Genomic DNA, 26,429 nt, shown 5'->3' on the forward strand with positions numbered 1-26,429 from the left:
TTCACCCCAGACCTGTCATGTGGCGCGACGGATGTGCTCACTTGATCCCCGCCCTCATGAAGTTTGCGACGAATTGCCTTTGGAAGATCAGGAAGGCGATGATCAGCGGCGCCGTCGTCATTAGTGTGGCGGCGTTGACAAGCGACCATTCGATGCCGCTTTCGACCGTGGCGAAGACGCTGAGGCCGACGGTTACAGGGCGCACCTCGGGCGAGTTGGTCACGATCAGCGGCCAGAGGAAGTTGTTCCAGTGAAAGCTGATCGAAACGAGCCCGTAGGCCAGGTAGACCGGGCGTGCGAGGGGGACATAGACCGTCCAGAGGATGCGCCATGGCCCGGCCCCTTCCATCTGCGCCGCCTCGTCGAGCGATTTCGGCACGGTCAGGAAGGTCTGACGCAGGAGGAAGATCCCGAAGGCCGATGTGAGATAGGGCAGGGCGATGCCGATGATCGTGTCGGTCAGGCCGATGGTCGACAGCGTCAGGTAGTTTTCGACGATCAGGATCTCGGGCGAAATGAGGAGCTGAACCATCACGAGGCTGAAGAGGAACCCTGCCCAGCGGAACCGGTAGCGGACGAAGGCATAGGCGACCAGCGTACAGAGGATCAGGTTCGCGATCAGCACCGTGACAATCAGGATGACGGTGTTCAGGAAATAAAGCGCGAAGGGGGCGGCCTGCCAGGCCTCGGTGAAGTTCGACAGGGTGAGGGGCGCGTTCCAGACGAAGTTTGCCGAGTATTTCTCAGGGTGGAAGGCCGTCCACACGGAATAGAGGAACGGAAGACCCCAGACGGCGGCGAGAACGAAGGCCACCGTGGCGAAGGCGATCCGGTTCAGACCGTCGCTCATTGGTAATGCGCCTTTCTGTTGAGAACCCAGAACTGGAGGGCCGCGAGGATCCCGAGGATCACAACCATCAGCACGGTGAGCGTTGCGCCATAGGCGAAGTCGCGGAATCCGAAGGTGACTTCGTAGATGTAGTAGAGCAGGAGCGAGCTTGAGTTGTTTGGCCCGCCCCGCGTCATGACGACGATATGGTCGACCAGACGGAATGCGTTGATGAGCGCGTTGACGGCGACGAAGATAGTCGTCGGCCTGAGAAGCGGCAGCACGACGTCGAAGAAGATCCGAACCGACCCCGCGCCTTCGAGGCGGGCGGCGTCCTTCAGGTTGGTCGGGATCGATTGCAGCGCTGCGAGATAGAAGATCATGAAGAGCCCGGCCTCTTTCCAGACCGCCACAATCATCATCGACAGAAGCGAGGTGTCCGTGCTGCCGAGGAAGTTGATCGAGGGGAGGCCGACGGCGTTCAGAAGTTGCGAGGCAAGCCCGATCCCGGGAGCGTAGAAGAAGAGCCAGATATTAGCCACGGCGACCATAGGCAGCATCGTCGGGAGGAAAAAGGACAGGCGCATCAGGCCGGTAGCCGGCAGCTTCGAATTCACGAGAAGCGCCATGCCGATGGCCAGGGCGATGGCGAGGGGGACCGTGCCGATCGCGTAGATAAAGCTGTTGATCAGCACATGCATCAGCTTGTCGTCTTCGAGAAGCGTTTCGTAGTTCCGCAGGCCGACGAAACGGGACGGGCGGAACGAGGTGCCGTTGTTCCAGAAGGAATTCAGAAGGGCCTTCAGCGCCGGGTAATGGGTGAAGGCCACCAGAAGCGAACAGGGAAGCACGAGGAGGATGAACCCCATCCCGTATGACAAGCGCATGTTCATGTTTCAGCTCACCCGTTTCTTCCTGCCGGGATGTCTGCGCGCCATGGCTGGCACGGCGCGCAGTTTCTTAGATTGTCGCTCAGCGGTATTCGCCGAGGATGTCGTCCGCCTTTTCCTGGGCTTCGGCCAGGGCGGCAGCCGGGTCCGCCTGTCCGGTGATCACACCTTCGATCGCGTCGACGAGGAACTGTGTCACCCGGGCCCGCTGGAAGGTTGCGAATTCGCGGTAGGCATGGGGCATCTGATCGAGGGCGACCAGGGCCTGGGGCAGCCGCTCGGCATAGGCCTGCATTTCAGGCGTTTCCCAGGCCGCCTGACTGGGCGCGACATAGCCCGTCGCCATGCTCCAGATCGCCTGGTTTTCGGGCGTCGTCATGAAGCGCACGAAATCCAGGGCCGCGTCGCGCTCTTCGTCGGTTATATCCTTGAAGATGTAGAAGTTGCCGCCGCCCACGGGCGCTCCCGGTCCGTCGCCGCCGGGCAGGAAGCCCACGCCCCAGTCGAATTCCGCGTTCTCGTTGATGAAGGCGAGGTTGCCGGTCGACGTCCAGATCGAGGCGGCCTGGCCTTCGAGGAAGGCTTTCGGCGTGTCGCCCCAGGTAATGCCGCCGGGGGCCATGACCTCTTCTTCCGCGAGGCGCAGCATGAATTCGAGCGAGGCCTTCGCGGCTTCGGTGTCGAAGCGCGCTTCGGTGCCGGTATCGGTGGACAGGCCATCGCCCTTCGACTTGACGAGGCCGCCAAAGAGCCAGGCGCCCGCGAGGCCGAGGTTCGGTATGCGCGTGCCCCACTGGGTCACGTTTCCGTTGTCGTCCTTTATGGTGAGCTTCTTGCCCATCTCGACCATTTCATCCCAGGTCGCGGGCGTGACTTCGGGGTCGAGACCCGCGGCGCGCCAGGCATCCTTGTTGTAGTAGAAGACCGGCGTCGAGCGCTGGAACGGGATCGAATAGGTTTTGCCGTCGAACTGCGTATCGACCATGAACCCGTCGTAGAAGCTGTCGATCCAGGCCTTGTCGGCATCCGAGGTGGCGATGTCCGAGATCGGCAGGATCACGTCTTCCTCGATCAGCGTGAAGATGTCGATCGCGAGCAGAACCGCCACCTGCGGCGGGTCGCCCGCTTGTGCGGCTGTCAGGGCCTTGGTGGTGGTTTCCTCGTAGTTGCCGGCATAGACCGCTTTCACTGTGTGCTGCGGGTTCTGCGCGGCCCAGGCATTTGTCAGCTGCTCGATCGTCGCCACCGCCGGGGCGTTCACGCCAACGGGAAAGTAGAACTCGAGGTCGGCCGCCTGTGCCGGGGCGTTGAAAGCCAGCGCGGCCCCCATCGCCAGCGGCAGCGCCCTGTTCAATCCGGTTTTCATGTCGTCTCCTCCTTGTTGTCGCCGCTTCCGGCGGTGTTTTCGTGCGGGATCAAAGCGTGAAGGTCATGCGCGACCCGTCCGATTTTGAAAAAAGGTGTGTGGCGGGGCTGTGCCAGCCTGCGGTGATCTCGGCCCCTTCCTCGGGCGCGCCGTCGCCGGAATGCGCCACCACGAAGCGGGCGCCCGACGGGGTGACCAGATGCAGCAGGAACACTTTTCCTTCGTATTCGATGCTTTCGACGTGCGCCGAAACGGTGAATTCCGCCCCGTCCGCACCGACTGTCAGGCTTTCGGGGCGGACGCCGAACAGGATGTCGCCGGACGTGGCGTTCCCGGCAGGCGCCAGCGTTGCAGGGGCCTGAACATCCCGCGCCTCCAGCAGGTTCATGGGGGGCGTTCCGATGAATCCTGCGGCGAAGGTGTTGGCGGGGCGATCGTAAAGCTGCTGCGGCGTTCCCACCTGGCTGACCTCGCCCGCGTTCATCAGGACGACCTTGTCGGACATCGACAGCGCCTCGCTCTGGTCGTGGGTGACGTAGACAACGGTGATGCCCAGCTTCTTGTTGAGAGAGCGGATCTCGCTTCGGATTTCGACCCGGAGCTTGGCATCGAGGTTCGAGAGCGGTTCGTCCATCAGGACGAGTGGCCGGTCGGAGACGAGGACACGGGCCAGGGCCACGCGCTGTTGCTGGCCGCCCGAAAGCTGGGCCGGTTTCCGGTCGAGCAACTGGCCGAGGGCCATGAGATCCGCGACACGGCTGATCGCCTTTTCCTTTTCGGGCCGCGGCACCTTCCGCACCGTGAGCCCGTAAGAGATGTTTTCGGCGATCGTCATATGCGGGAAGAGCGCGTAGTTCTGAAACACCATTCCGATGTTCCGCTCTGCCGCCGGGATGCGGGCGACATCCTTGCCGCCGATTAGGATCTGGCCGCCGCTGACTTCGTCGAGCCCGGAGACAAGGCGCAGGATTGTGCTTTTGCCGCAGCCCGAAGGGCCGAGCAGGGTGAGGAAGCCGCCCGGGTCGATCGAGAAGTTGACGTCTCGCAGGACTTCGACATCGCCCCAGCTTTTCCGGAGGTTCACGACCTCGAGGGATACGCCGGCGGCACTCATGCGATCACCAGGGAGACACCCGCGCGCTCCAGCCGCCGGCGGCTTTCGCCGTCGGCGCCGTCGTCGGTGATCACGCATTCGATGCTGTCGAAGGAGGCGGTGCGGATGAACCCGGCCGCGCCGAACTTCGCGTGGTGGGCGACCACCATGTTGCGGCGCGATGCGGCGACGACCTCGGCCTGGATCTGGCTGTAGCCTTCGTCGCTGATCGAGATCGATCGGTGGTCGAGATCGATGGAAGAGCAACAAAGGAAAGAGATGTCGAAGGATAGGGTGCGGATCGCCGAGATGGCGAGGCGCCCGCCGAAGGAGTCGTTCACACCGATATAGGCGCCTCCGACGAGGTAGAAGTTGCGGATGCCCTGATCGCGCAGCAGGGATGCGATCCTCAGGCAGGAGGTGATGTAGCGGCAGCCGGGCCGACGATGCGCGTTTTCGGCGACGGCCTGCGCCGTCGTGCCCGCATCGAGGAACACGATCTCGTCGCCGGAAAGCAGTTCGATCGCAGCGCGGCCGATCCGGCGCTTTTCCTCTGCGCCGACCAGCATGCGCTCGTCATTCGGAAGGTCGACGAAGACGCTGGCGTTGTTGACGACACCGCCGTGAGTTCGCGTGACCGCGCCGGTTTCACCCAGTTCGCGCAGATCGCGCCTGATGGTGGCTTCGGAGACCCCGAGTTCCTGGGACAGCTCCGTGACGGCGACGGATCCGCGCCCTTCGACGAGATCGACGATCTTTCGGCGGCGGGCTGCGCCCAGACGAAAACTCTCCGTCACTGCGCGGGATTGAATTTATTTGCAGTCATCTTCAGCGCCCCTCCTCCCAAATGAACAAGTTCATGCATAAACGCGCAAAAAAGATCAGTCAAGCGACATCCGGCCCGGCCGGGTCTTGCGGCGGTTCGGCGATCTACCCAGAGCCGGAGCAGGGCGACGCGCCTTCACGCAACTTGTCGCCGGCGCGGATGGCGCCGCCGGTCGCCTATGCGGACGGGCTGCGTCCGCCCGGGGTGAGGAGGGGTGATTGCGCGAGGCGGGCGGTGCCGACGGGGCCCGGTTGCCGTTGCGCAAGGGAATGTCTGAAACTTCTTGTGATGTGTTTGCGAGGCTCATAGCGTGGCGGCTATCGATATTGCGGGAAACGCCGGACGCGGGAATACGCGCCTGAATTCAAACAACCGCACACCAACGGAGGGAAATACTCATGAAACGCATTCTGGCTGCGACGGCCTGCGCATTGGCGCTTACGGCCGGTGCCGCGTCGGCACAGACGCTTGTCTATTGTTCGGAAGCGTCGCCTGAAGGCTTTGATGCCGCGCTTTACACATCCGGCACGACGTTCGACGCGTCGTCGCACACGGTCTACAACCAGCTCGTCGAATTCGTCACCGGCACGACCGAGGTGCGGCCGGGCCTCGCCGAAAGCTGGGAGGTTTCCGATGACGGCCTGACCTACACCTTCAAGCTTCGCCCCGGCGTGAAGTTCCATTCGAACGACGTCTTCACGCCTTCGCGTGATTTCAATGCCGAGGACGTGGTTCACAGCTTCATGCGCCAAATCGAGACCGAGGGCACCTGGGAATACTTCCAGGGCATGGGCATGCCCGATCTGCTTGAAAGCGTGACCGCGGTCGACGACCTGACGGTGGAAATCAAGCTGACAAAGCCCGAAGCGCCGTTCATTGCGAACCTCGCGATGGATTTCGCCTCGATCGTGTCCAAGGAATATGCCGACGCGATGGCCGCCGCGGGCACGCCCGAGAACGTGAACCAGAAGCCGATCGGCACCGGCCCGTTCGCCTTCGTCAACTATCAGACCGACGCGGTGATCCGTTACGCCAAGAACGAGGATTACTGGGAAGAGGGACTTCCGAAGGTCGACAACCTGATCTTCGCGATCACGCCGGATGCCAGCGTGCGTTACCAGCGGCTTCAGGCCGGCGAGTGCCACGTGATGCCCTATCCGGCACCGGCCGACATCCAGGCGATGAAAGACGACCCGAACATCAACGTGATGGAGCAGGAAGGCCTGAACGTGGGCTACCTTGCCTACAACACGACGGTTGCACCCTTCGACAATGCCAATGTCCGAAAGGCGCTGAACATGGCGATCGACAAGAACGCGATCATCGACGTGGTGTTCCAGGGCTCCGGCCAGGTTGCCAAGAACCCGATCCCGCCGACCATGTGGTCTTACAACGACGCAATCCAGGACGATCCCTATGATCCGGAAGCGGCGAAGGCGCTGCTGGCCGCGGAAGGGATCGAGAACCTTTCCATGAAGGTCTGGGCGATGCCTGTGCAGCGCCCGTATAACCCGAACGCGCGGCGCATGGCCGAACTGATCCAGGAAGACTTCGCCGAAGTCGGAGTGGACGTGGAAATCGTCTCTTACGAATGGGGCGAGTATCTGTCGCGCTCGCGCGCACTGGATCGCGACGGGGCCATCCTTCTGGGCTGGACCGGCGACAACGGCGACCCGGACAACTTCCTTGCCGTGCTTCTGGGCTGTGAAGGCCGCGAGAACTCGAACCGGGCGCAGTGGTGCCACCAGCCGTTCGAGGATTTGATCCAGAAGGCGAAGGTTACGTCGGATGTGGCCGAGCGGACGAAGCTTTACGAAGAGGCCCAGGTCGTCTTCAAGGAGCAGGCGCCCTGGGCGACCATCGCGCATTCAGTTGTGTTCATGCCGATGCGTCCCGAAGTGAAGGGATATGTGGTGCACCCGCTGGGGGGCCACATCTTCGACGAAGTCACCGTCGAATAAGAACCGGATCGGGCGGGGCCATGGCGCCCCGCCCGTTTCCTTTGGGATGAGGGATATCTACACGGATTTTCGCGATCTTGCGCGGCGCCTTGATGTCGACGCGGTCGCGCTTGTGCCGGGGCCGAATTTCACCCGGCTGATGGGGAAGTCGTTTCACACCAATGAACGCCCGCTCGTTCTGGTGATCCCCGCCGAGGGGGCGGTTGCCGCGGTGGTGCCGAACCTTGAGCTTGGATCCTGGGCGCTTCTCAACTTCGAAGGCGAGGTCTTCGACTGGCGTGACCAGTCCGGGTATTCGGAGGCCTTCGCCGCCCTTGCCGCCCACCTGCCGCTGTCATCCGTTGCGGTTGAAGGGCAGGTCATGCGGGTATTCGTGCATCACGCGCTGGCCGCAGCCTATCTGGGGCTTAGGATCGTGGATGGGGAGAAGGCGATTTCCGCGCTTCGGCTTTGCAAGACCGATGCAGAGATCGCGGCGCTCGAGCGCGCGATCGGGATTTCCGAGGCCGCGCTCGAGGATGTGCTTCAATCGGTGCACGTGGGGCAGACCGAGAAAGAGGTGGAAGGCCGCCTGATCCAGGCGCTTTTTGCGCACGGAGCCGAAGGGCTGGCCTTCGGGCCGATCGTTGCGGCGGGCGACAATTCGGCCCGGCCGCATGCCTTGGCCCGGCACGATTACAAGGTGCAGGCGGGCGATGCGTTCCTGTTTGATTTCGGGGCCATGTGGGGCGGTCTTTGTGCGGACATCACGCGCACCGTCTTTGTCGGCGACCCGTCACGCGAGGCGGAAGACGTCTATGCGACGGTGCTGGCGGCCAACGAGGCCGGGCATGCGGCCACCCGACCGGGCGCATCTGCGCATGACGTGGACGACGCTGTAATCTCGGTTCTGGAGGCCTCGCCCTTTGCCGACCGGATCCGCACCAAGACCGGCCATGGCCTTGGCCGCGAGGTGCACGAGGCGCCCTACATCATGCGCGGAAACCACGAGATCCTGACCCCGCGCATGGTGTTCACTAATGAGCCGGGGCTTTACCAGATCGGGAATTTCGGCGTTCGGATCGAGGATGACATTCTGGTGACCGAAGGCGGCTCGCGAAGCCTGACGACATTTTCCAAGGATTTGAGGGTGGTGGGCTGATGCTGAGATTCGTGCTGTCGCGGCTTCTAACATTTGTGCCGACGTTTCTTGGGGTCACGCTGATCTCCTTCGCCTTCATCCGTGTGCTGCCGGGCGACCCGATTATCGTGATGGCGGGCGAACGGGGGCTGAGCGATGAGCGGTATCAGGAACTGACCCGCCAGTTCGGTTTCGACCGGCCGTTGTGGCAGCAGTTCTGGGATTACCTGACCGGTGTGCTGCAAGGGGATCTTGGCAACAGTTTCGTCACCAACCGGCCGGTGTGGGACCAGTTCTTCACACTTTTCCCGGCAACGCTCGAGCTGTCTCTCTGCGCGATCATCTTCGCCACGGCGATCGGCATTCCGGCGGGGGTGATCGCGGCGGTCTATCGCGGCAAGTTCTTCGACCGGCTTCTGATGTCGAGCGCGCTTGTGGGCTATTCCATGCCGATTTTCTGGTGGGCTCTGCTTCTGATCATCGTCTTTTCCGGCAATCTCGGCTGGACGCCGGTCTCCGGCCGGATCGCGTTGCTATATTTTTTCGATGATGTGACCGGCTTTATGCTGATCGACTCGCTTCTGTCGGGGCAGGAGGGCGCGTTCTCCAGCTCCGTGCAGCATCTAATCCTGCCAACGATCGTGCTGGGCACGATCCCGCTTGCGGTGATTGCGAGGCAGACTCGGTCTGCCATGCTCGAAGTGCTTGGCGAAGACTACATCCGCACCGCTCGCGCGAAAGGGCTGAGCCCGGGGCGTGTGAACGGGCTTCACGCTCTGCGCAACGCACTGATCCCCGTGGTGACGGTGATCGGCCTCTCCGTCGGTACGCTTCTGGCCGGCGCGATCCTGACCGAGACGATCTTTTCCTGGCCCGGGATCGGGAAATGGATGGTCGATTCCATCTTCCGCCGGGATTACCCGGTGGTGCAGGGGGGGCTGTTGCTGACTGCGCTGATCGTGATGATCGTGAACCTGACCGTTGATCTGCTGTACGGCCTGATCAACCCGAAGATCAGGAGCCGCTGATGGCCGCGTTGCAGACAGCCACGTCCAGCCGCCCGGGCCGTTTCGAGGAATTCTGGACCTATTTCCGCGAGAACCGCGGGGCGGTGATCGGGCTGTGGGTGTTCCTGGCCTTCTTCGTCATCGCGATCTTCGCACCGCTTCTTGCGCCCTACGATCCGAGCGCCCAGTTCCGTGACGCGACGCTTCAGCCGCCGGTCTGGCAGGAGGGCGGAACCTGGGCCTATCCGCTGGGTACGGACGCGCTTGGGCGCGATATGCTGTCGCGCCTGATCCACGGCGCGCGGTTTTCCTTCTTCGTGGGCGTCGTCGTGGTCGTCGTCGCCGCATCGGGCGGCATCCTGATCGGGCTGATTGCCGGTTTCGCGCCGAAATGGCTCGACACCATCATCATGCGCCTGATGGATATCATCCTGGCTTTCCCGTCGCTTCTTCTGGCGCTGGTGCTGGTGGCGATCCTCGGGCCCTCGCTGATCAACGCGATGATCGCGATTGCGCTGGTATTGCAGCCGCATTACGTGCGGCTGACGCGGGCTTCGGTATTGAACGAGCGGACGAAGGATTACGTGATTTCGGCCCGGGTGGCGGGGGCGAAATGGCCGCGCCTGATGTTTGTCACGGTCCTGCCGAACTGCCTTGCGCCGATCATCGTGCAGGCGGCGTTGTCATTCTCCACCGCTATCCTAGATGCCGCCGCCCTGGGCTTTCTCGGGATGGGCGCACAGCCGCCCACGCCGGAATGGGGCACGATGCTGGCCGATGCGCGAGAATTCCTGCTGCGGGCGTGGTGGGTGGTGACGCTTCCCGGCCTGTGCATCCTGGTGACGGTGCTTGCCATCAACCTGATGGGCGACGGGCTTCGCGATGCGCTCGACCCCAAGCTCAGGAGGAGCTGAGAGATGGCGCTTCTGACCGTGCGCAACCTGTCCGTGAAGTTCCAGACCGCCGGCGGTGCCTTGCGGGCCGTGGACGGGGTGGATGTGAGCGTCGACAAAGGCGAGATCCTTGCCGTCGTCGGCGAAAGCGGATCGGGCAAATCCGTCGCGATGCTCGCGGTCATGGGGCTTCTGCCGTGGACCGCGGAGATCACGGCGGACGAGATGACCTTCGACGGGATCGACCTGAAGACCATCGATGCCAAGCGGCGGCGCAAGATCATCGGCAAGGATATCTCGATGATCTTTCAGGAGCCGATGTCTTCGCTCAATCCCTGCTTCACGGTGGGCATGCAGATCCGCGAGGCGCTGCGGCAGCACACCGATCTTTCGAAGGCAGAACGGCAGGATCGCGCGCTGGAACTCTTCAAACAGGTCGGCATACCCGATCCGGAGCGGCGTTTGCGCGCCTTTCCCCATCAGCTTTCGGGAGGCATGAACCAGCGGGTGATGATCGCGATGGCGATCGCGTGCCGGCCCCGCCTTCTGATCGCGGATGAGCCCACGACGGCGCTTGATGTGACGATCCAGGCGCAGATCCTCGATCTTCTGACGAGCCTGCAGGAGGACACCGGCATGGCGCTGATCCTCATCACCCACGACATGGGTGTGGTGGCGGAGACGGCGCATCGTGTGTCGGTGCAATATGCCGGGCAGCGAGTGGAAAACCAGCCGGTCGGTGCGCTGTTCGAAACGCCGCACCATCCCTATACGGCGGCGCTTCTTGCGGCGCTGCCGGAACGGGCGACGGAGCGGCGCCTCCCGACGATCCCCGGGGTTGTGCCGGGCCTTCACGACCGGCCGGAGGGCTGCCTGTTTTCACCGCGCTGCAGATTCGCCGATCACAGGTGCCGCAGCGTGCCGCCGTCGGAACAGCCGGCCACTCTGGGCGCGGCGCGCTGCCATTACCCGCTGTCGGCACCTGTCAGGGAGGATGCCTTATGAACGCCCCGGTTATCACCGCCACCGGCCTGGGACGGGACTACGAGGTTGGCGGCACGATGTTCGCGAAGCCCAAGATCGTGCGGGCCGTGGCAGAGGCATCGTTCACCATCGCGGCGGGCAAGACGCTGGCGATCGTGGGGGAATCGGGCTGCGGCAAATCCACGCTCGCGCGCATGGTGACGATGATCGAGGAGCCTACCCGGGGCAGCCTGACCATCGGTGGGACGGATGTCGTGCCGGAGCGCTGGAGCGACCTGCGCACCGATGTTCAGATCGTGTTTCAGGATCCCTATGGCTCGCTCAACCTTCGCCAGCGCGTGGGTGCGATCCTCGAAGAACCGCTGAAGATCAACAGGCCCGAAATGCCGGCTGAGGAGCGCAAGGAAAAGGCGCTTGAGATGATCCGCTTTGTGGGGCTGCGCGAGGAGCATTACGACCGCTACCCGCACATGTTTTCGGGCGGGCAGCGCCAGCGCATCGCCGTGGCACGCGCGATCATGCTTGAGCCGAAGCTTCTGGTGCTGGACGAGCCGGTTTCGGCGCTAGACCTTTCTATCCAGAGCCAGATCCTGAACCTTCTCATGGATTTGCAGGAGCGTCTTAACCTGGCCTACCTGTTCATCTCGCACGATCTGTCGGTAGTTCGCCATGTGGCCGATGACGTGGCGGTCATGTACCTGGGCCGGGTCGTCGAGACGGGCACGAAGGAAGAGGTGTTCGCGGCGCCGAAGCACCCCTATTCGGTGGCGCTTCTGTCCGCGACGCCGAATGCCGACCCGAAGGCGGAGCGTCACAGGATCCGGCTGGGGGGCGAAATCCCCTCGCCGCTGAACATCCCCGACGGGTGCCCCTTCGCGCCGCGCTGCTGGAAGGCCAAGGATATCTGCCGAAGCGACCTGCCGGATCTGGCCGGGAACGGCCATCGCGCGGCCTGCCATTTCCCCGAAAACTAGCGCAGGCGCCCCTGCTATCGGGCCGGCCCGGGCTCCGCCCCCGGTTCGGGCCGCAGGAAGCCGACCGCAGCGCCCGACACGGCAACCATCACCGCGGCGGTCCCAAGCATCAGGGGCAGGCCGCCCAGCTGATAGGTGAGGCCAGACAGAAGCGTGCCGAGAAGCCGCCCCGCGGCGTTCGCCATGTAGTAGAAACCCACATCCATCGTCACCCGCTCTGATTTCGTGAAGGCGAGGATCAGGTAGGAATGGAGCGAGGAGTTGATAGCGAAGACGCAGCCGAAGGCGAGAAGCCCCAGAACGAGCGTGAGGGTCAGCCAGCCCGCCGGCGCCGGGGAGAGAAGCGATGCTAGGGTGAGGAGGGCAGGGATGAGGGCGAGCCCGAGGCACCATGCACGTGCGGCGCGGATCAGATCGGCATCCGTCCTCTGACTGGCGCGCAGGAGGTGCGGGGCATAGGCCTGCACGGCGCCGTAGAGAATGATCCAGAGCGCCATGAATGTACCGATCATGAAGAAGGCTGCGCGGTTGCCCGCCTCGCTGCCATCGGACAGCACCGCGTAGAAATAGATCGGGATGCCCACGACGAACCACACATCCCGCGCGCCGAACAGGAACACGCGCGCCGCCGAAAGCCAGTTCACGTTGGGCGACTTGGAAAAGACGTCGGAGAATCTGGCGTCTTTCCGTCCCTTCGGCAGGCCCGAGGGCATGAAGAGCAATACCGCAACCAGGATCAGACCGAGAACCGTGGCCATGCCAAGCACGGCACCGGTAAATCCGAGCGTTCCCAGCAACGCGGCGCCAAGGAGGAACCCGAGCCCCTTGACGGCATTCTTCGAGCCGGTCAGCAGGGCGACCCAGCGGAACAGCCCGCCGTCTTCCGAGGGGGCCAGAAGCTTCACCGCGGATTTCGACGACATCTTGGCGAGGTCCTTTGCCACCCCGCTCGCCCCCTGCACGACCATGACATAGGCAACAGACAGGCCGACGGCCCAGGCCGGATCAAGCAGCGCCAGTGTAAGCAGCGCCACCACCTGAAGGCCGAGGCCGGCATAGAGCGTCGTGGTCAGCCCGAACCTTGCCGCGATCCAGCCCGCGCAAAGGTTGGTGACCATGCCGGCCACCTCGTAGAGCAGGAAGAGATAGGCAAGCTGGACCGGCGAGAAGCCTAGGGTGTGGAAATGGAGGAGGACCAGCATCCTCAGCGCGCCGTCCGTCAGCATGAAGGCCCAGTAGGCCGCCGTCACGGCGATATAGGCCGAAAGGCCCTCCGGCCGCGCGGCGGGCGCCGTCACACCGTCGCCCCGACCATGAGCGCCACGTCGACAAGCCGGTGGGCATATCCCATCTCGTTGTCGTACCACGCGTAGATCTTCACCTGCGTCCCGTTTACCACCATCGTCGAGGGCGCGTCGACGATGCCCGACCGCGGATCGTTCGTGTAATCCGTCGAGACGAGAGGGCGAGCCTCAAAACCGAGGATGCCGTTCAGGGGGCCCTCGGCTGCGGCTTTCAAAAGGGTGTTCACCTCTTCGACGCTCGTCTCCCGCTCCACCTCGAACACGCAATCCGTCAGCGAGGCGTTGAGGAGCGGCACGCGCACCGCATGGCCATTCAGCCGCCCCTTCAGTTCCGGATAGATGAGCGTGATCGCCGTCGCGCTGCCCGTCGTCGTGGGGATCAGCGAATTCAGCGCGGATCGCGCTCGCCGCAGATCCTTCGACGGGCGATCTACGATGGTCTGCGTGTTCGTGACGTCGTGGATCGTGGTGATCGAGCCGTGGCGGATGCCGAGATTTTCATGGATGACCTTCACGATCGGCGCGAGGCAGTTCGTCGTGCAACTCGCCGCCGTGACGATGCGGTGCCGGCCGGGTTCATAGATGTCGTGGTTCACGCCGTAGACGATGTTGGCCGCGTCCCCGTCCTTCACCGGTGCGGAAACGACCACCTTTCCGACGCCTGCTTCGAAATAGGGCGCCAGCGCGGTTTCGGACTTGAAGACACCGGTGCAGTCGATCACCACATCCACCCCGTCTAGCGGAAGGTCGGTGATGCTGCGCGTTCCGATGAAGGGAAGCCGGGTGCCGTCGATGATGACGCTTTGGGTGTCATGGGAGATGGCCGCATTCCACCGGCCATGCACGGTATCGAATTCGAGAAGATGGGCGTGCATCGCGGTGTCGCCCACCGCGTCGTTGACCCAGGCGATTTCGGCGCCGCACTCCAAAAGCGGCTTCAGCGCCAGCTTGCCGATGCGGCCGAGGCCGTTGAGGGCGTAAACGGTCACGGGAATGATCCTCTTCCGGAGTGAGCAGGGTCATGAATGGCGCGCCAGCGTGCCAGGCAAGAGAGTGCAAGGGTGGGTCGGGAGGGCAAACCAGTGGTTCGCACTCGGGGGGATCGGCACGAGCATTCCCGATCGGGAGCGCCGTTCTGCTCATGCGCTGCGGGCCGGGGCCGTGTTATGCGCCCTCCGCTAGCCCAGCGCATATCCCGCGCCGCGCACGGTTCTTACGGGATCCGTGCCTCCGTCGCGGCAGAGCGCCTTGCGCAGCCGGCCGATATGAACGTCGACCGTCCGCGTATCCACGTAGATGTCACGCCCCCAGACGCGATCGAGAAGTTGTTCGCGCGACCAGACGCGGCCCGGCTTTTCCATCAGCGTGGCCAGAAGGCGGAACTCCGTAGGTCCAAGTTTCAGCTCGCGGCCGTTACGCTTGACGCGATGGGTGCCTGCGTCGAGCACGATATCCTCGAATTCAAGCATTTCCCCGACGGTGGAGGGGCGTGCGCGCCGCAGCTGGGTGCGGACACGTGCCATGAGTTCGATCACGGAGTAGGGCTTGACCACATAGTCGTCGGCCCCGATTTCGAGCCCGCGCACACGGTCGGCCTCTTCGCCGCGCGCGGTCAGCATGATGATTGGGGTGCCCCTGGTCTTGGGGCTGGATTTCAGCCGCCGGCACAGCTCGATTCCCGAGACCCCGGGCAGCATCCAGTCGAGGACGACGACATCGGGCTGCGCCTCTTCGAAGACCAGAAGTGCGTCGTCCCCGGAATCGGCCATGACAACCTCGAACCCTTCCGCTTCGAGGTTGTAGACCAGAACCTCGCGCTGCGCCGCTTCATCTTCTACCACGAGAACGCAGGGTTGCGCCGCCGACATTGCCGTTACCTCCCGCCAATGACCGTTTGGGATGTTCGGTCATGCTTGGGGCGGGCATCGTCAGGGAACGAGCCCGTCACGAGGTAGATCACCTGTTCGGCGATCGAAGTCACGTGATCGCCGATCCGTTCGATGTTCTTCGCGATGAAATGCAGGTGCATGCACGGCGTGATATGGCGCGGATCCTCCATCATATGGGTCAGGAGTTCGCGGAACAGCGCAGTGTACATCTGGTCGACCTCCTCATCCCGCAGGATGACCTGTTCGGCCAGTTCGACATTGCGCTGCGTGTAGGCATCGAGCGCGTCGCTCAACATCATCTGAACGTCGCGCGACATGCGCCGGAGCGCGGTGGCCGATCCGTTGACTGCCGGTGTTTCGGCGAGGACCGTGACGCGCTTGGCGATGTTCTTGGCGTAATCCCCGCAGCGTTCGAGGTTGGCGCCGATCTTGATCACCGTAAGCACGGTTCTGAGATCGGATGCCGTGGGCGCGCGCAGGGCGATCACGCGCGCGGCTTCCTCGTTCACCTGTTCCTCGAGACGGTCGATGGCCTTGTCGCCCGCCCTGATCCGTTCGGCGAGCTCCACATCGCGGTCGACAAGGGCCTTGGCACTGTTCAGGATCGCGGTCTCCGCCAGACCGCCCATCTTCATCATCAGGGCCTGGATCGCTTCGAGATCGCGATCGAAGGCAGACGCGATGTGCTGTTCTTCCATGGCGCGCTCCTTACCCGATCCGTCCGGTGATGTAACTCTCGGTGCGGCTGTCTTCGGGGTTGGTGAAGATCTGTCCCGTCTCGCCGTATTCGACGAGATGGCCAAGGTGGAAAAATGCCGTTTTCTGGCTGACGCGCGCGGCCTGCTGCATCGAGTGCGTGACGATGATGACGGAGTAGTTTTTCCGCAGCTCGTCGATCAGCTCCTCGACCTGGGCCGTCGCGATCGGATCGAGGGCCGAGCAGGGTTCGTCCATCAGAAGAACCTCGGGCTCCGTCGCCACCGCACGCGCGATGCACAGGCGCTGCTGCTGCCCGCCCGAGAGGCCCGTGCCGGGTTCGTGCAGCCGGTCTTTCACCTCGTTCCAGATCGCCCCGCGGCGCAGGGATCGTTCGACGATCTCGTCGAGATCCGCCTTGTTCTTCGCAAGTCCGTGGATCCGTGGGCCGTAGGCGATGTTGTCGTAGATCGATTTCGGAAACGGGTTCGGCTTCTGAAACACCATTCCGACCTTCGCCCTCAGTTGCACCGGGTCCACCTTCGGGTCGTAGACATCCTCGTTGTCCAGGTAGATGTCGCCGGTCACCCGGCAGATTTCGATCGTGTCGTTCATTCGGTTGAGGCATCGCAGGAAGGTGGATTTCCCGCAGCCGGAGGGGCCGATGAAGGCCGTTACGGTCTTGTCCTCGATATCCACCGACACGTCCTTGATCGCATGCGCATCGCCGTAATAGACGTTCACGCCCTTTGCGTGGAACTTGATCTCATTCATCCCTGTCGTCCGATCAATGATCCGCATGTCGTTCATGGGCGTTGTCCTTCCTACCAGCGCCGCTCGAAGCGACGGCGGAGGATGATGGCGATGGCGTTCATCGCGAAAAGGAAGAGAAGCAGAACGATGATCGCCCCCGAGGCGCGCTCGACGAAGGCAGGATCGGCGCGCTGCGTCCAGTTGTAGACCTGCACGGGAAGGGCGGAGGCCGGATCGAAGAAGCCATCGGGGATCCCGGCGGGATATTCGCGTACGAAGGCGACCATGCCGATCAGCAGAAGCGGCGCGGTCTCTCCCAATGCCTGTGCGAGCCCGATGATCGTTCCGGTCAGGATGCCGGGCATGGCGAGCGGCAGCACATGGTGGAACACTGTCTGCATCTTCGACGCCCCGACGCCCAGCGCAGCTTCCCGAATGCTTGGCGGTACCGCCTTCAGCGAGGCGCGTGTTGCGATGATGATCGTGGGCAGCGTCATCAGCGTCAGCACCAGCCCGCCCACGATGGGGGCCGATTGCGGCAGGCCGGCGAAGTTGATGAAGATCGCGAGCCCGAGGATGCCGAACACGATCGACGGCACGGCGGCGAGGTTCGAGATATTCACTTCGATCAGATCGGTGAACCGGTTCTTCGGCGCGAACTCCTCAAGATAGATCGAGGCCGCCACACCGATGGGCAACGCCAGGACCAGCACGACGATCATCATGTAGAGGCTGCCGAGGATCGCGACGCCCAGCCCCGACACCTCGGGCCGGTTTTCGGAGGCGTCCGGCCAGGTGATGAACTTCAGGTTGAAGCGGGTTTCAAGCACCCCGGCCTCCTTCAGCGCATCCGCAAGCAGAAGCTGTTCGGGCGAGACGTTGCTGTCGCGCTCCGCGCTCTCCATGGTGACCCGGTCCTTGTAGTAGCCGTCGATCCGGCTGGCCGCGACGAATTCGAATGTCCGGGTTTCCCCGACCACATCGGGATTGGCGAGAACGAAGTTCCGCATCTGCGCTGCGGCTTCCTTCGAGATCAGGCTGTCTGGCTTCGACAGCCCCTCGATCTCGATCCCGTTTTTCGCGATGGCCTGTTCCATCGCCGCCTTGATCAAGGGCGCATAGCCGAAGGTGGACACCTTCGCCATCTCCTCGGGGTCGCGGTTGCCGGTCTTGTCGAGCTTCGATTCTTCCAGTGTCACGTCGAGCGTGATGAAGGTTTGCATGAAGGCGCTCGCCCCGTTCCGGACAATAGATGTCAGAAGGAACACGAGCATGAGCACCGCGATCCCGACGGCGATCATGCCGTAGATCTTGAAGCGGGCCTCCGCCGCGTTGCGCTTCCTGGTGCGCGCGTCGAGTTCGAAGAGCGATGACTTGCGGGGGCAGGCGGGCGTGGCTTCGCCAATCGATGCGTCGGTCATTCGTACTGCTCCCGGTAGCGGCGCACGATCCATAGGGCGAGAACGTTGAGCCCGAGGGTGATGACGAAAAGCGTGAGGCCCAGCGCGAAGGCCACCTGCGTCTCGGGGCTTGCGAAATCGGTGTCGCCGGTCAGCTGGCTTACGATCTTTACCGTTACGGTTGTCATCGCCTCGAACGGATTCACGATTTCGCCGAGGCCCCGCTGAAACTGTGCCGCTGCGGCGCCCGCGCCGAGAACGACGATCATTGTTTCGCCGATCGCTCGGCTTGCGGCCAGGAGCACCGCGCCAACGATGCCCGGGAGCGCTGCGGGGATGATCACCTGCCTTATGGTTTCGGATTTGGTTGCCCCGAGGCCGTAGGAGCCGTCGCGCATCGCCTGGGGCACCGCGTTGATGATGTCATCGGACAGCGAGCTGACGAAGGGGATCAGCATGATCCCCATCACCAGACCGGCCGTCATTACGCTTGACGAACTGTCGCCAAGCCCGAGGGGCTGGGCGAAATAATCGCGCAGCATCGGGCCGATGGTGATCAGGGCGAAGAGACCGTAGACGATCGTCGGAATGCCGGCCAGCACCTCGATCGTGGGTTTCGCGACCGAGCGGACGCGCTGCGAGGCGTATTCGCTGAGGTAGATCGCTGCGAAAAGCCCGATCGGCACGGCGAAGAGAAGGGCGATGAACGAAATATATAGCGTGCCCCAGAGAAGCGGCAGGATTGCGAGGTCGGAGTTCCCGCGGAAATCCGGAGCCCAGTTGGTGCCGAAGAAGAATTCCTGCCACGGGTAGGCGGCAAAGAAATTCCGCGTCTCGAACAGCATGGACAGGACGATACCGAGGGTCGTCAAAATGGCGATAGAAGCGGCGCAGATCAGGACAAGCAGGATCCCGCGTTCGACGGTGTTGCGAGCACGGAAATCCTTGTCGGTCAGCATGTAGGACACGGCGAAGCCGCCGATCGCGACAAGAAGAACCACGACCCACATCGCGCGCGAGGCCGTCGTGGACAGATCGCGGTAGCGTTGTGCCGCACTCAGGACCGAGGGATTGACGTTCGACCCCAGTGCAATCCCCACCTCGGCAAGCCGGTCGCGGACATTCGTGGTTTCGGCGCGCATGTCGCGGATTTCGGCCCCGGTCGCGCGGCCTTCCTGAACGAGAAGGTCGAAGCCTTCGGCAACCCGGCGCACATCGCTCATCACCAGGCTGCGGGAGGATCCTTCGGTGATCGCGGTGTCGGGGAGCAAGGTGGAGACCCGGCCATCGACAAAGACGGGCTGCGCAATGAGCCAGAGCGCAAGGAGGCCGAGCGCCGGCGTCAGAACGGTGAGTGCGACGTTGTAGCCGTAATAGGAGGGCAGGGAGTGAAGCCCCCGGGAATCACCCCCGGCAGAGGCCAGCGCGCGGGAGCGCCCCATGACATAGCCTAGGACGGCCAGGGCAAAGAGGATGAGCAGGAGCCAGGAAAGCGGCATGGGGAGCCCGGATCGAGAGTTGAAAAGTGACTGGAGAGGGCGGTGGACCGCCCCCTCCGGCGAGAGGCGGGAGAGGCTTTAGGAACCCGAGCCCATGGTTTCTTCGTTTTCGACCATCATCTGGGTCTGCGTCAGTTCGGGATCGGACACGAGGCCGTATTCGGCAAGCGGCCCGTCGGGGCCGGCGATCTCGTCGGCGACGAAGAACTGCGCATATTCCTTCAGGCCCGGGATCACGCCGATATGTGCACCCTTGATGTAAAAGTAGAGCGGACGCGACACCGGGTATTCCCCGCTGGAGATGGTTTCGGTCGACGGGCTGACTCCGCCCATCGTCGCGACTTTCAGCTTGTCCTGGTTGTTCTCGTAGAAGGCGAGGCCGAAGACGCCGACGCCCGAGGGGTTCGCGTCGATGCGTGCAAGCGTTTCGGTGTAATCGCCGTCGATGTCGACCGAACGCCCATCGGTGCGGACCGACATGCAGGTATCTTCCGCCGCATCCTCGTCCTTGCCCATGCCGGTCATGGCTTCCAACGCGCCGGAGGCTTCACAGCCCGCCAGTAGAACCTTCTCTTCGAAGACTTCGCGGGTGCCGTGCTTGGTGCCGGGGATGAAGGCCTGGATCTCGACATCCGGTAGCGCCGCGTCGATTTCCGACCAGTTGGCGTAGGGGTTGGCGACAAGGGCGCCGTCGACCACGACTTCGGCGGCCATCGCCTTGTACCATTGGTCGGGGGTGAACTCGGTGAAGGCCGGTCCGTCGATCTGGCTGGCGAAGACGATCCCGTCATACCCGATGCGCACTTCGATGATGTCGGTTACGCCGGCTTCGGCGCAGGCCTTGATCTCTCTTTCGCGGATCGCGCGGGAGGCGTTCGCGATGTCGATGGTGTTCTCGCCCACGCCTTCGCAGAACCGCTTCAGGCCGGCCGAGGAGCCGCCCGATTCGACGACGGGCGTCGGGAAGTCGAAGTTTTCCCCGAACGCTTCGGCCACGATGGACGCGTAGGGAAGAACGGTTGAGGAGCCGGCGATTTGAACCTGGTCGCGGGCCGTGGCAGCCGTTGCAGAAACAGCAATGATCGCCAGAGCGGAGGCGGTCAGCTTTGCGTTCAGCATGAGAAGAATCTCCTGAGTGTCAGACGAGACGCACAACGCGCCCCTTGCGGAGAGCGCTACGCCCCTCGTGAGACACGTTGGTAACAGTTTTGTAACAGTTTTATGAATTTGGCCGCCCTTCGCGTACCGGGCGTTTCGCTAACGGCGCGTAATGTCAAAGCGGGCGACCTGGCTGGCCCGCTGGATCACTGACCGCGCCGTTCGGGGTTGTGCTTAGCCCGCAAGCTCCGCGCACAACGCATCCGTCGTCACCTGGCGGCAGTAGCCCTTGATGGCGTTGATCGAGGCGGCCTGGCGTTCCCCGGTATAGGTCATGCAGGCGTCGGTCACCTGGGTGACCAAGTATCCCAGATCGCAGGCGTCGCGGATCGCGCTTTCCACGCACTGATCGGTGACGAGCCCGGTGATCACCAGTTGGCGCACCCCGAGGTTGCGCAGGACATAATCGATATGCGTCGAGACGAAGACGGAGGACGAGGATTTGGGCAGCACGATCTCGTCCCCCACGGGCGCGATCTCGTCCACGACTTTCCCATCCCATGATCCCTTGGGCACGTTGAAGCCGGTTATCTTGTAATCGAGCGACCGGTCGCGACCATCGAGGGTCAGGCTTTCGATCGTTGTGAACATCACCTCGACCCCTGCGGTGCGGCATACCTCCTGAAGCCGGCTGATGTTCGGGATGGTTTCGGACCAGACACGTTCGAAGAACGCACCATACTTCTCTTCGAATTCGGCGTCGGACAGGTGGGCGAACTCGGCCCCGTCGCGCTTGGCGCTAAAGTTCTGAACGTCCACGATGAGGAGGGCTGACTGGTCGGGAACGAGGGGCACGTCGCGTGTCAGGGTCACGGGGAGGTCTCCGGCATGGAAAGGAACAGGTCGGCCAGCCAGTCGCCCCACAGGGCCTGTCCTTCTGGCGAGGCGATCAGGTCGTTGCGGATCTCGATGAGCGCATGGAGCACGCCGCGGGGTTCGGCCACGCGTGGTATGAACCAGTCGGTCTCGTCGTCGATCTGGTAGGGTTCGTTTACGGCGACCGTCAGATCCGGGTTCGCCAAGCGAAACCGTTCCGCAAGCTCCGATGCGCCACTGTCAGGCTGCCGGGCGCAGAAGCCGATATGCCAGGGTCGATCGCGGCCATTCATCGTTGGTGTGAAGCTGTGGATGGAGTAGGCGGCGCGGATCCCCGGATCGGCGGCGGCCGCGCTGCAGGCACCTGCAAACGGCTCGAAGATCTCGGCGACGCGTGCAGACTTGTCGTCGTCGGACAGCCCGAGGTTTCCGGGGATTGTCGTGCCGTCGCTTGTGCCAGGAATGGAGCCTGTGCCGAGCGGCGGGCGGTTGCAGTCGATCACGAGCCGACTGTAGCGCTGGAGGACAAGCCGTGCGCCGACGGCGGATGCCAGACGGCGCGCAACCGGTTCGGCACCAATGTCCCATGCAATGTGCCTGTCCATCTCGCGGGGCGATAGCCCGAGGTCGCCCAGGGCTTGCGGAACCGCCCGTCCGGCGTGTTCGCAAACGAAGAGAAGGGATGACGGACGTGCCGGCGCGATATCTTCGACCGGGGCTGGATCCGCACCAGGATCGAGAAGCCTTTTTGTCAGCCGATCCGTCTGCTGCATTCCGCCTCCGCCGGTTTCGCGAGCATAATGGCCCTCGCGGACTTACTGAAAGAAGAAAATCATTCGAAGGCGTTTGGCAAGAGTTGACATGGAATTTTCATGCGCCGTACGCTCGTCTCATGACAGAAACCACTCTCGACCCGCCAAGAGTGCGCGAAGCGATGGAGGCAAGCTCGGACAGCCTGACGCCGAGCGAGCGCCAGTTGCGTTCGGTCATCCTTGCCGATTATCCCTTCGCGGCCCTGGGACCGATCCAGGAGCTTGCGGACCGCGCGAACGTGTCGGCGCCCTCGATTTCGCGCTTCGTCAGCAAGCTGGGGTATCGGGGGTTCCAGGAGTTTCAGCAGAGCTTGCTGAGCGAATTGAAGGATTCGCAATCCTCGCCGATCGAATTGCGCCGTACACCTGCCGGCCCCGCATCTCACCGGCTGACGGATTACGTGACCCGCGCCATGGCGCTGACCCGCGATCTTGCCGTTCGGATGCCCCCCGATCAGTTCGACCGGATCTGCACCATGCTGGGCGATCCCAAGCGGCGGGTTTTCATGCTGGGCGGCCGGATGAGTGATGCGATTGCGGAATTCTTCCTGCGCCATCTGCGCCAGATTCGGTCGGATGTGTTTCACGTTCCGCCCGACCCCGAGGCATGGCCGGAATACCTGCTTCGGATGAAGCCGCGGGATGTCGTCGTCCTGTTCGATTTCCGGCGCTACGACGCGAAGCTTGCCGAATTCGCGGCTGCGGGCCGGGTGCGCAAGGCGCAGACCATCATCATCACCGATCCATGGATCACGCCTGCAGCCAAGGGGGCCACGGAACTCGTTACGGTGCCGATAGATTCCGGTACGCTCTGGGACAGTTACGTGCCTGCCTTCGCACTGGTCGAAGCCTTGCTGGTGCCGCTGGCCGAACGGGACTGGGATGCCACGCGAACCCGGATCGAGGCGTGGGACACGCTGAGGGGCCGCACGCCCGGGGAGGCACGGCCATGAGTGACGACAACCGTCTTGTCTTCGTGGGAGCCACTGATCTTGCCGGTCTGCTGCGGGGAAAGTCGTTTCCCGCATCCGAGCGGACCTCCCGGATGCGGAAAGGCGTCGGCTGGACGCCGACGAACGTTCAGATCAACTGTTTCAATACCATTGCGGAAACGCCCTTTGGGGCGTTGGGCGACCTGGCCCTCGTTCCTGATCCCGAGGCGCGCTTGACGCTTGCTGCGGAGGGCGAGGCACCGGCGCTCGACGTGATGCTGGGTGATATCCTCTATCTCGATGGTCAGCCATGGGAATTCTGCACCCGGTCGCACCTGAAGCGCGCGCTCTCCACCCTGCGCGGTAAGGCGGAGCTTGAGGTCTTCGGGGCCTTCGAGCACGAATTCATGCTGCGCGACGCGGTGCCGGTTCCGGGCGATTCCTATTCGTTCCGCGGGTTTCGCTCGGCGCAGGCCTGGGCCGAGCCTCTGATTGCGGCGCTGCGGCATGCAGGGATCGCGCCGGATACGTTCATGAAGGAATACGGCGCGCGGCAATACGAGGTGACGTGCGGCCCCACAATGGGCGTGGCGGTGGCCGATCAGGCGGCGCTGCTTCGGATGCTCGTGCAGGACATCACCGGGCGCTTCGGGCACCAGTCGAGTTTCGCGCCGATCCTCGATCCGTCGGATGTGGGCAACGGCGTGCACATCCACCTGAGCCTTCGCGATACCGACGGGCACCCTGTGACCCATGATGCTGACGACCCCCATGGCCTGAGCGAACCGGCGCGGTACTTCATCGGCGGGATCCTCGCCCATCTCGATCAGATCCTTGCCCTTCTGGCGCCCTCCGAGATCAGCTACCTGCGGCTAACCCCGCATCGCTGGAGCGCGGCCTTCAACAACCTCGGCTTTCGCGACAGGGAGGCGGCGGTGCGGATCTGTCCCGTGTCGAACCTCGATCCGGCGAAGGTTGCGGCACAGTACAATTTCGAAGTCCGGGCCTGCGATGCCGCGGCAAGCCCGCACCTTGCGCTTGCAGCTCTGATCTTTGCCGGAGCAGCGGGTGTTCGGGACAGGATCGGGCCGCCCGGCGTCACGGAAGATGACCTGTCGCTCTGGCCCGAAGACCGGCTTCACGCGGCCGGTATGATCCGGCTGCCCCAATCGCTGTCCGAGGCCCTTGAAGCCTTCGAGGCGTCGGATGCGGTGCGCGGCTGGTTCGGGGCGGATTTCGTCAAGGTTTATGCCGATCACAAGCGATCGGAACTTAAGGTTCTTGAGGGCCTGGACACGGCGGAGAAATGCGCCCGCTACGGCGAGGTCTATTGATGCTGCGCGTCGAGGGCGTTTCGAAGCGTTTCGGTGGCGTCCAGGCAGTGGACGGCGTCTCCTTCACGGTGGCCGATTCCGAGATCCATGGGCTGATCGGGCCAAACGGGGCGGGAAAGACCACGATGATCAACCTGATCTCGGGGTTTCTCAGGCCCTCCAGCGGCCGCATTCTTCTGGGCGATCGCGAGATCCAAAACCTGGCCCCTGAAGTGGTCGCCCGGTCCGGCATCGCGCGCACCTTCCAGAACCTGCGGCTGTTTCCGAACCTTAGTGTGCGGCGCAACATCGAAGTGGCGGAAAGCCATGCCCGCGACGGCGGCGATCCCGCGCTGGTCGGTGACGCGATCGAACGCTTCGGGCTTGGCCCCGTGCTGAGCCTTGCGCCCGATGCGCTGTCCTACGGCCATATGCGGCGGCTAGAGATCATCCGGGCGCTGGCGCTGCGCCCCCAGATTCTGCTGCTGGACGAGCCGGCGGCGGGCATGAACCCCGAGGAAACGGAAGAACTCTTCCGGAACTTGCTGTGGCTTCGCGAACGCCATCCCTGCGCGATCCTTCTGATCGACCACGATCTCAAATTCATCATGTCGGCGTCCGAGATGCTGACGGTCATGAGCATGGGCAGGCTCCTGGCCTCGGGCCTGCCACAGGACGTCACCAGAAACGAAGAGGTCATCCGTGCCTATCTCGGGCACGGGGAAACTGTCTGACAAGAGAGGAAAACACATGAGAACCTTGCTGACCCACTGCGCGCTGGGCGCGCTGGCTGCCGGGCTTGCCGCGGTGCCCGCGCTGGCCCAGGACACCGTGAAGATCGGCTTCGCCGTGCCGCTGACCGGGGATTTCGCGCCTTATAACGAGGTGGACGGTGCCCGCTGCATGGCCGAAATGATCAACCGCGACGGGGGCATCGGCGGCCGCCAGATCGAGCTGATGGTGCAGGATACCGGTGCTGACACGCAGGCCGCGATTTCTGCTGTGGAACGGTTTCTCGGCGACAACCCAGTGGCCATCGGGACGATTCCGTTTTCGGATACGATGATTCCCGTGGCGCAGATCGCGGGCGCGCAGGGCGTTTCCATCGTTCAGGCTCAGTCCACCCAGGTGGAGATGCATACGGGCGTCGTCGACAACTTCCTGACGAACGTGGCGCCCGATCCATATACCGCCACGGCTGCGGCGAACTTTGCCCTGGCGCAAGGCGTCAAGAACGTTGTGATCTTCACCTCCGACGAAGGGGGTTCCTGGTCGGCCCGGACGCCCGAATGGTTCGCCGAAGTGATCGAGGCAGGCGGCGGCACGCTTCAGGCGACGCTGAACTATACTGGTGGGACCACGGACTGGAGCCCGCAGATCGCCGAGCTTCGTGCGCTCGATCCGGCACCCGACGCCATCTACATCTCCTGGGGCGTGCCCGATATCGCGGTTCTGATCCGCCAGGTGCGTGCGGCCGGTCTCGACGCCTGGGTCGTGGGGTCGGACGGCTTCGACGATCCGTCGCTTGACGCGCTGGCGGGCGAGGACGCCTCGCTTCTCGACCGGGTTTTCTTCGGCACGCTCGCGCCCTCTCAGGGTGGCAGCAAGATCGACGCGTTCCAGCAGGCCTGCGCCGAGATCGGTATGGAAGTGAACGGCCTTTTCCCGGCGCTCGGCGCGGATACGATCCAGATCGTGGCCTACGGCATCGAAGCCGCAGGATCGACCGATCCCGCGGCGGTACGCGACGCGATACGTGCGGCCGATGCGATCCCGGTGATGTCGGTGGAGTCAATCTCGTTCAAGGACACGACAAGCTACGCCCTGCGCGAGATCCCGGTGATCGGGTTTGAGAACGGGGAGCGGAAGCTTCTGAGCCTCGAAGTGCCCGACAACGTGCCCGCCTGGCCGTAA

General features: G+C 63.4%; 25 protein-coding genes. 10 read left to right on the forward strand and 15 right to left on the reverse strand.

The genetic code is table 11. The annotated features are described in order from the left end of the window. Positions 1-37: 37 nt before the first annotated feature. The 5 genes from RXV90_RS12265 to RXV90_RS12285 form a co-directional block, all read right to left on the reverse strand. On the reverse strand, positions 38-850 hold the full coding sequence (locus tag RXV90_RS12265; protein ID WP_316649027.1) for a carbohydrate ABC transporter permease: 813 nt from the start codon (positions 848-850) through the stop codon (positions 38-40). Beyond that, positions 847-1,722, reverse strand: coding sequence for a carbohydrate ABC transporter permease (locus RXV90_RS12270; protein WP_316649028.1), 876 nt, complete (start codon positions 1,720-1,722; stop codon positions 847-849). Before RXV90_RS12270 ends, RXV90_RS12265 begins: the two co-directional genes overlap by 4 nt. Positions 1,723-1,801: 79 nt before the next feature. After that, positions 1,802-3,085 carry an ABC transporter substrate-binding protein gene (locus RXV90_RS12275; RefSeq protein WP_316649030.1) on the reverse strand — a complete coding sequence of 428 codons (1,284 nt, stop codon included), beginning with the start codon at positions 3,083-3,085 and terminating at the stop codon, positions 1,802-1,804. A 49-nt stretch (positions 3,086-3,134) separates the two neighbouring features. Then, a complete protein-coding gene (locus RXV90_RS12280; protein ID WP_316649032.1) occupies positions 3,135-4,199 on the reverse strand; it encodes an ABC transporter ATP-binding protein in 1,065 nt (354 codons plus the stop codon). Beyond that, positions 4,196-4,975: a DeoR/GlpR family DNA-binding transcription regulator gene (locus RXV90_RS12285; protein ID WP_316649033.1), complete on the reverse strand. Its 780-nt coding sequence runs from the start codon at positions 4,973-4,975 to the stop codon at positions 4,196-4,198. Before RXV90_RS12285 ends, RXV90_RS12280 begins: the two co-directional genes overlap by 4 nt. 427 nt (positions 4,976-5,402) lie before the next feature. Between RXV90_RS12285 and RXV90_RS12290 the strand changes: the two genes are divergently transcribed. Genes RXV90_RS12290 through RXV90_RS12315 form a run of 6 tightly spaced genes read left to right on the forward strand, consistent with a single transcriptional unit; the run spans position 5,403 to position 11,943 of the window. Beyond that, entirely contained in the window at positions 5,403-6,965 is a 1,563-nt protein-coding gene (locus tag RXV90_RS12290; protein WP_316649035.1) for an ABC transporter substrate-binding protein, read from the forward strand. A gap of 46 nt (positions 6,966-7,011) precedes the next feature. Then, positions 7,012-8,106: a M24 family metallopeptidase gene (locus tag RXV90_RS12295; RefSeq protein ID WP_316649036.1), complete on the forward strand. Its 1,095-nt coding sequence runs from the start codon at positions 7,012-7,014 to the stop codon at positions 8,104-8,106. Beyond that, a complete protein-coding gene (locus RXV90_RS12300) occupies positions 8,106-9,113 on the forward strand; it encodes an ABC transporter permease subunit (protein WP_316649038.1) in 1,008 nt (335 codons plus the stop codon). Before RXV90_RS12295 ends, RXV90_RS12300 begins: the two co-directional genes overlap by 1 nt. After that, positions 9,113-10,006: an ABC transporter permease subunit gene (locus tag RXV90_RS12305; RefSeq protein WP_316649039.1), complete on the forward strand. Its 894-nt coding sequence runs from the start codon at positions 9,113-9,115 to the stop codon at positions 10,004-10,006. Before RXV90_RS12300 ends, RXV90_RS12305 begins: the two co-directional genes overlap by 1 nt. Before the next feature lie 3 nt (positions 10,007-10,009). Beyond that, positions 10,010-10,990 carry an ABC transporter ATP-binding protein gene (locus tag RXV90_RS12310; RefSeq protein ID WP_316649040.1) on the forward strand — a complete coding sequence of 327 codons (981 nt, stop codon included), beginning with the start codon at positions 10,010-10,012 and terminating at the stop codon, positions 10,988-10,990. Further along, a complete protein-coding gene (locus tag RXV90_RS12315) occupies positions 10,987-11,943 on the forward strand; it encodes an ABC transporter ATP-binding protein (RefSeq protein WP_316649041.1) in 957 nt (318 codons plus the stop codon). Before RXV90_RS12310 ends, RXV90_RS12315 begins: the two co-directional genes overlap by 4 nt. Positions 11,944-11,957: 14 nt before the next feature. Here RXV90_RS12315 and arsJ read toward each other — a convergent pair whose 3' ends face one another. The 10 genes from arsJ to RXV90_RS12365 all read right to left on the reverse strand — a co-directional run bounded on the left by arsJ (position 11,958) and on the right by RXV90_RS12365 (position 22,231). Further along, positions 11,958-13,241, reverse strand: a complete 1,284-nt coding sequence (arsJ, locus tag RXV90_RS12320; protein ID WP_316649042.1) for an organoarsenical effux MFS transporter ArsJ — start codon at positions 13,239-13,241, stop codon at positions 11,958-11,960. Next, positions 13,238-14,236, reverse strand: a complete 999-nt coding sequence (locus tag RXV90_RS12325) for an ArsJ-associated glyceraldehyde-3-phosphate dehydrogenase (RefSeq protein WP_316649043.1) — start codon at positions 14,234-14,236, stop codon at positions 13,238-13,240. The genes arsJ and RXV90_RS12325 overlap by 4 nt, the downstream gene beginning before the upstream one ends. 189 nt (positions 14,237-14,425) lie before the next feature. Beyond that, on the reverse strand, positions 14,426-15,115 hold the full coding sequence (phoB, locus tag RXV90_RS12330) for a phosphate regulon transcriptional regulator PhoB (RefSeq protein ID WP_316649044.1): 690 nt from the start codon (positions 15,113-15,115) through the stop codon (positions 14,426-14,428). A gap of 5 nt (positions 15,116-15,120) precedes the next feature. After that, positions 15,121-15,834 (reverse strand): phosphate signaling complex protein PhoU, encoded by a 714-nt coding sequence (phoU, locus tag RXV90_RS12335; protein WP_316649045.1) that lies wholly within the window; start codon positions 15,832-15,834, stop codon positions 15,121-15,123. 10 nt (positions 15,835-15,844) lie between these two features. Beyond that, the gene (gene pstB, locus RXV90_RS12340; RefSeq protein WP_316649046.1) at positions 15,845-16,642 is read right to left on the reverse strand and encodes a phosphate ABC transporter ATP-binding protein PstB; all 798 of its coding nucleotides are present in this window, start codon (positions 16,640-16,642) and stop codon (positions 15,845-15,847) included. 14 nt (positions 16,643-16,656) lie between these two features. Next, the gene (gene pstA, locus RXV90_RS12345) at positions 16,657-18,006 is read right to left on the reverse strand and encodes a phosphate ABC transporter permease PstA (protein ID WP_316649047.1); all 1,350 of its coding nucleotides are present in this window, start codon (positions 18,004-18,006) and stop codon (positions 16,657-16,659) included. Continuing rightward, positions 18,003-19,484 carry a phosphate ABC transporter permease subunit PstC gene (gene pstC / locus RXV90_RS12350; RefSeq protein ID WP_316649049.1) on the reverse strand — a complete coding sequence of 494 codons (1,482 nt, stop codon included), beginning with the start codon at positions 19,482-19,484 and terminating at the stop codon, positions 18,003-18,005. The genes pstA and pstC overlap by 4 nt, the downstream gene beginning before the upstream one ends. 78 nt (positions 19,485-19,562) lie before the next feature. Then, the gene (locus RXV90_RS12355; RefSeq protein WP_316649050.1) at positions 19,563-20,603 is read right to left on the reverse strand and encodes a substrate-binding domain-containing protein; all 1,041 of its coding nucleotides are present in this window, start codon (positions 20,601-20,603) and stop codon (positions 19,563-19,565) included. A 213-nt stretch (positions 20,604-20,816) separates the two neighbouring features. Continuing rightward, positions 20,817-21,455, reverse strand: a complete 639-nt coding sequence (locus RXV90_RS12360) for a cysteine hydrolase family protein (protein ID WP_316649051.1) — start codon at positions 21,453-21,455, stop codon at positions 20,817-20,819. Further along, entirely contained in the window at positions 21,452-22,231 is a 780-nt protein-coding gene (locus RXV90_RS12365) for an N-formylglutamate amidohydrolase (protein WP_316649053.1), read from the reverse strand. The genes RXV90_RS12360 and RXV90_RS12365 overlap by 4 nt, the downstream gene beginning before the upstream one ends. Positions 22,232-22,350: 119 nt before the next feature. Here RXV90_RS12365 and RXV90_RS12370 point away from each other — a divergent pair, with 119 nt between their 5' ends. From RXV90_RS12370 to RXV90_RS12385, 4 genes are read left to right on the forward strand one after another with little or no spacing between them, the layout of a single operon-like run. Beyond that, positions 22,351-23,223 (forward strand): MurR/RpiR family transcriptional regulator, encoded by an 873-nt coding sequence (locus tag RXV90_RS12370; protein WP_316649054.1) that lies wholly within the window; start codon positions 22,351-22,353, stop codon positions 23,221-23,223. Further along, positions 23,220-24,536 (forward strand): glutamine synthetase family protein, encoded by a 1,317-nt coding sequence (locus RXV90_RS12375; RefSeq protein WP_316649055.1) that lies wholly within the window; start codon positions 23,220-23,222, stop codon positions 24,534-24,536. Before RXV90_RS12370 ends, RXV90_RS12375 begins: the two co-directional genes overlap by 4 nt. After that, on the forward strand, positions 24,536-25,249 hold the full coding sequence (locus RXV90_RS12380; RefSeq protein ID WP_316649056.1) for an ABC transporter ATP-binding protein: 714 nt from the start codon (positions 24,536-24,538) through the stop codon (positions 25,247-25,249). Before RXV90_RS12375 ends, RXV90_RS12380 begins: the two co-directional genes overlap by 1 nt. Positions 25,250-25,265: 16 nt before the next feature. Further along, on the forward strand, positions 25,266-26,429 hold the full coding sequence (locus RXV90_RS12385) for an ABC transporter substrate-binding protein (RefSeq protein WP_316649057.1): 1,164 nt from the start codon (positions 25,266-25,268) through the stop codon (positions 26,427-26,429).

Source organism: Ovoidimarina sediminis (assembly GCF_032586175.1).
Taxonomy (GTDB): Bacteria; Pseudomonadota; Alphaproteobacteria; order Rhodobacterales; family Rhodobacteraceae; genus Ovoidimarina; species Ovoidimarina sediminis.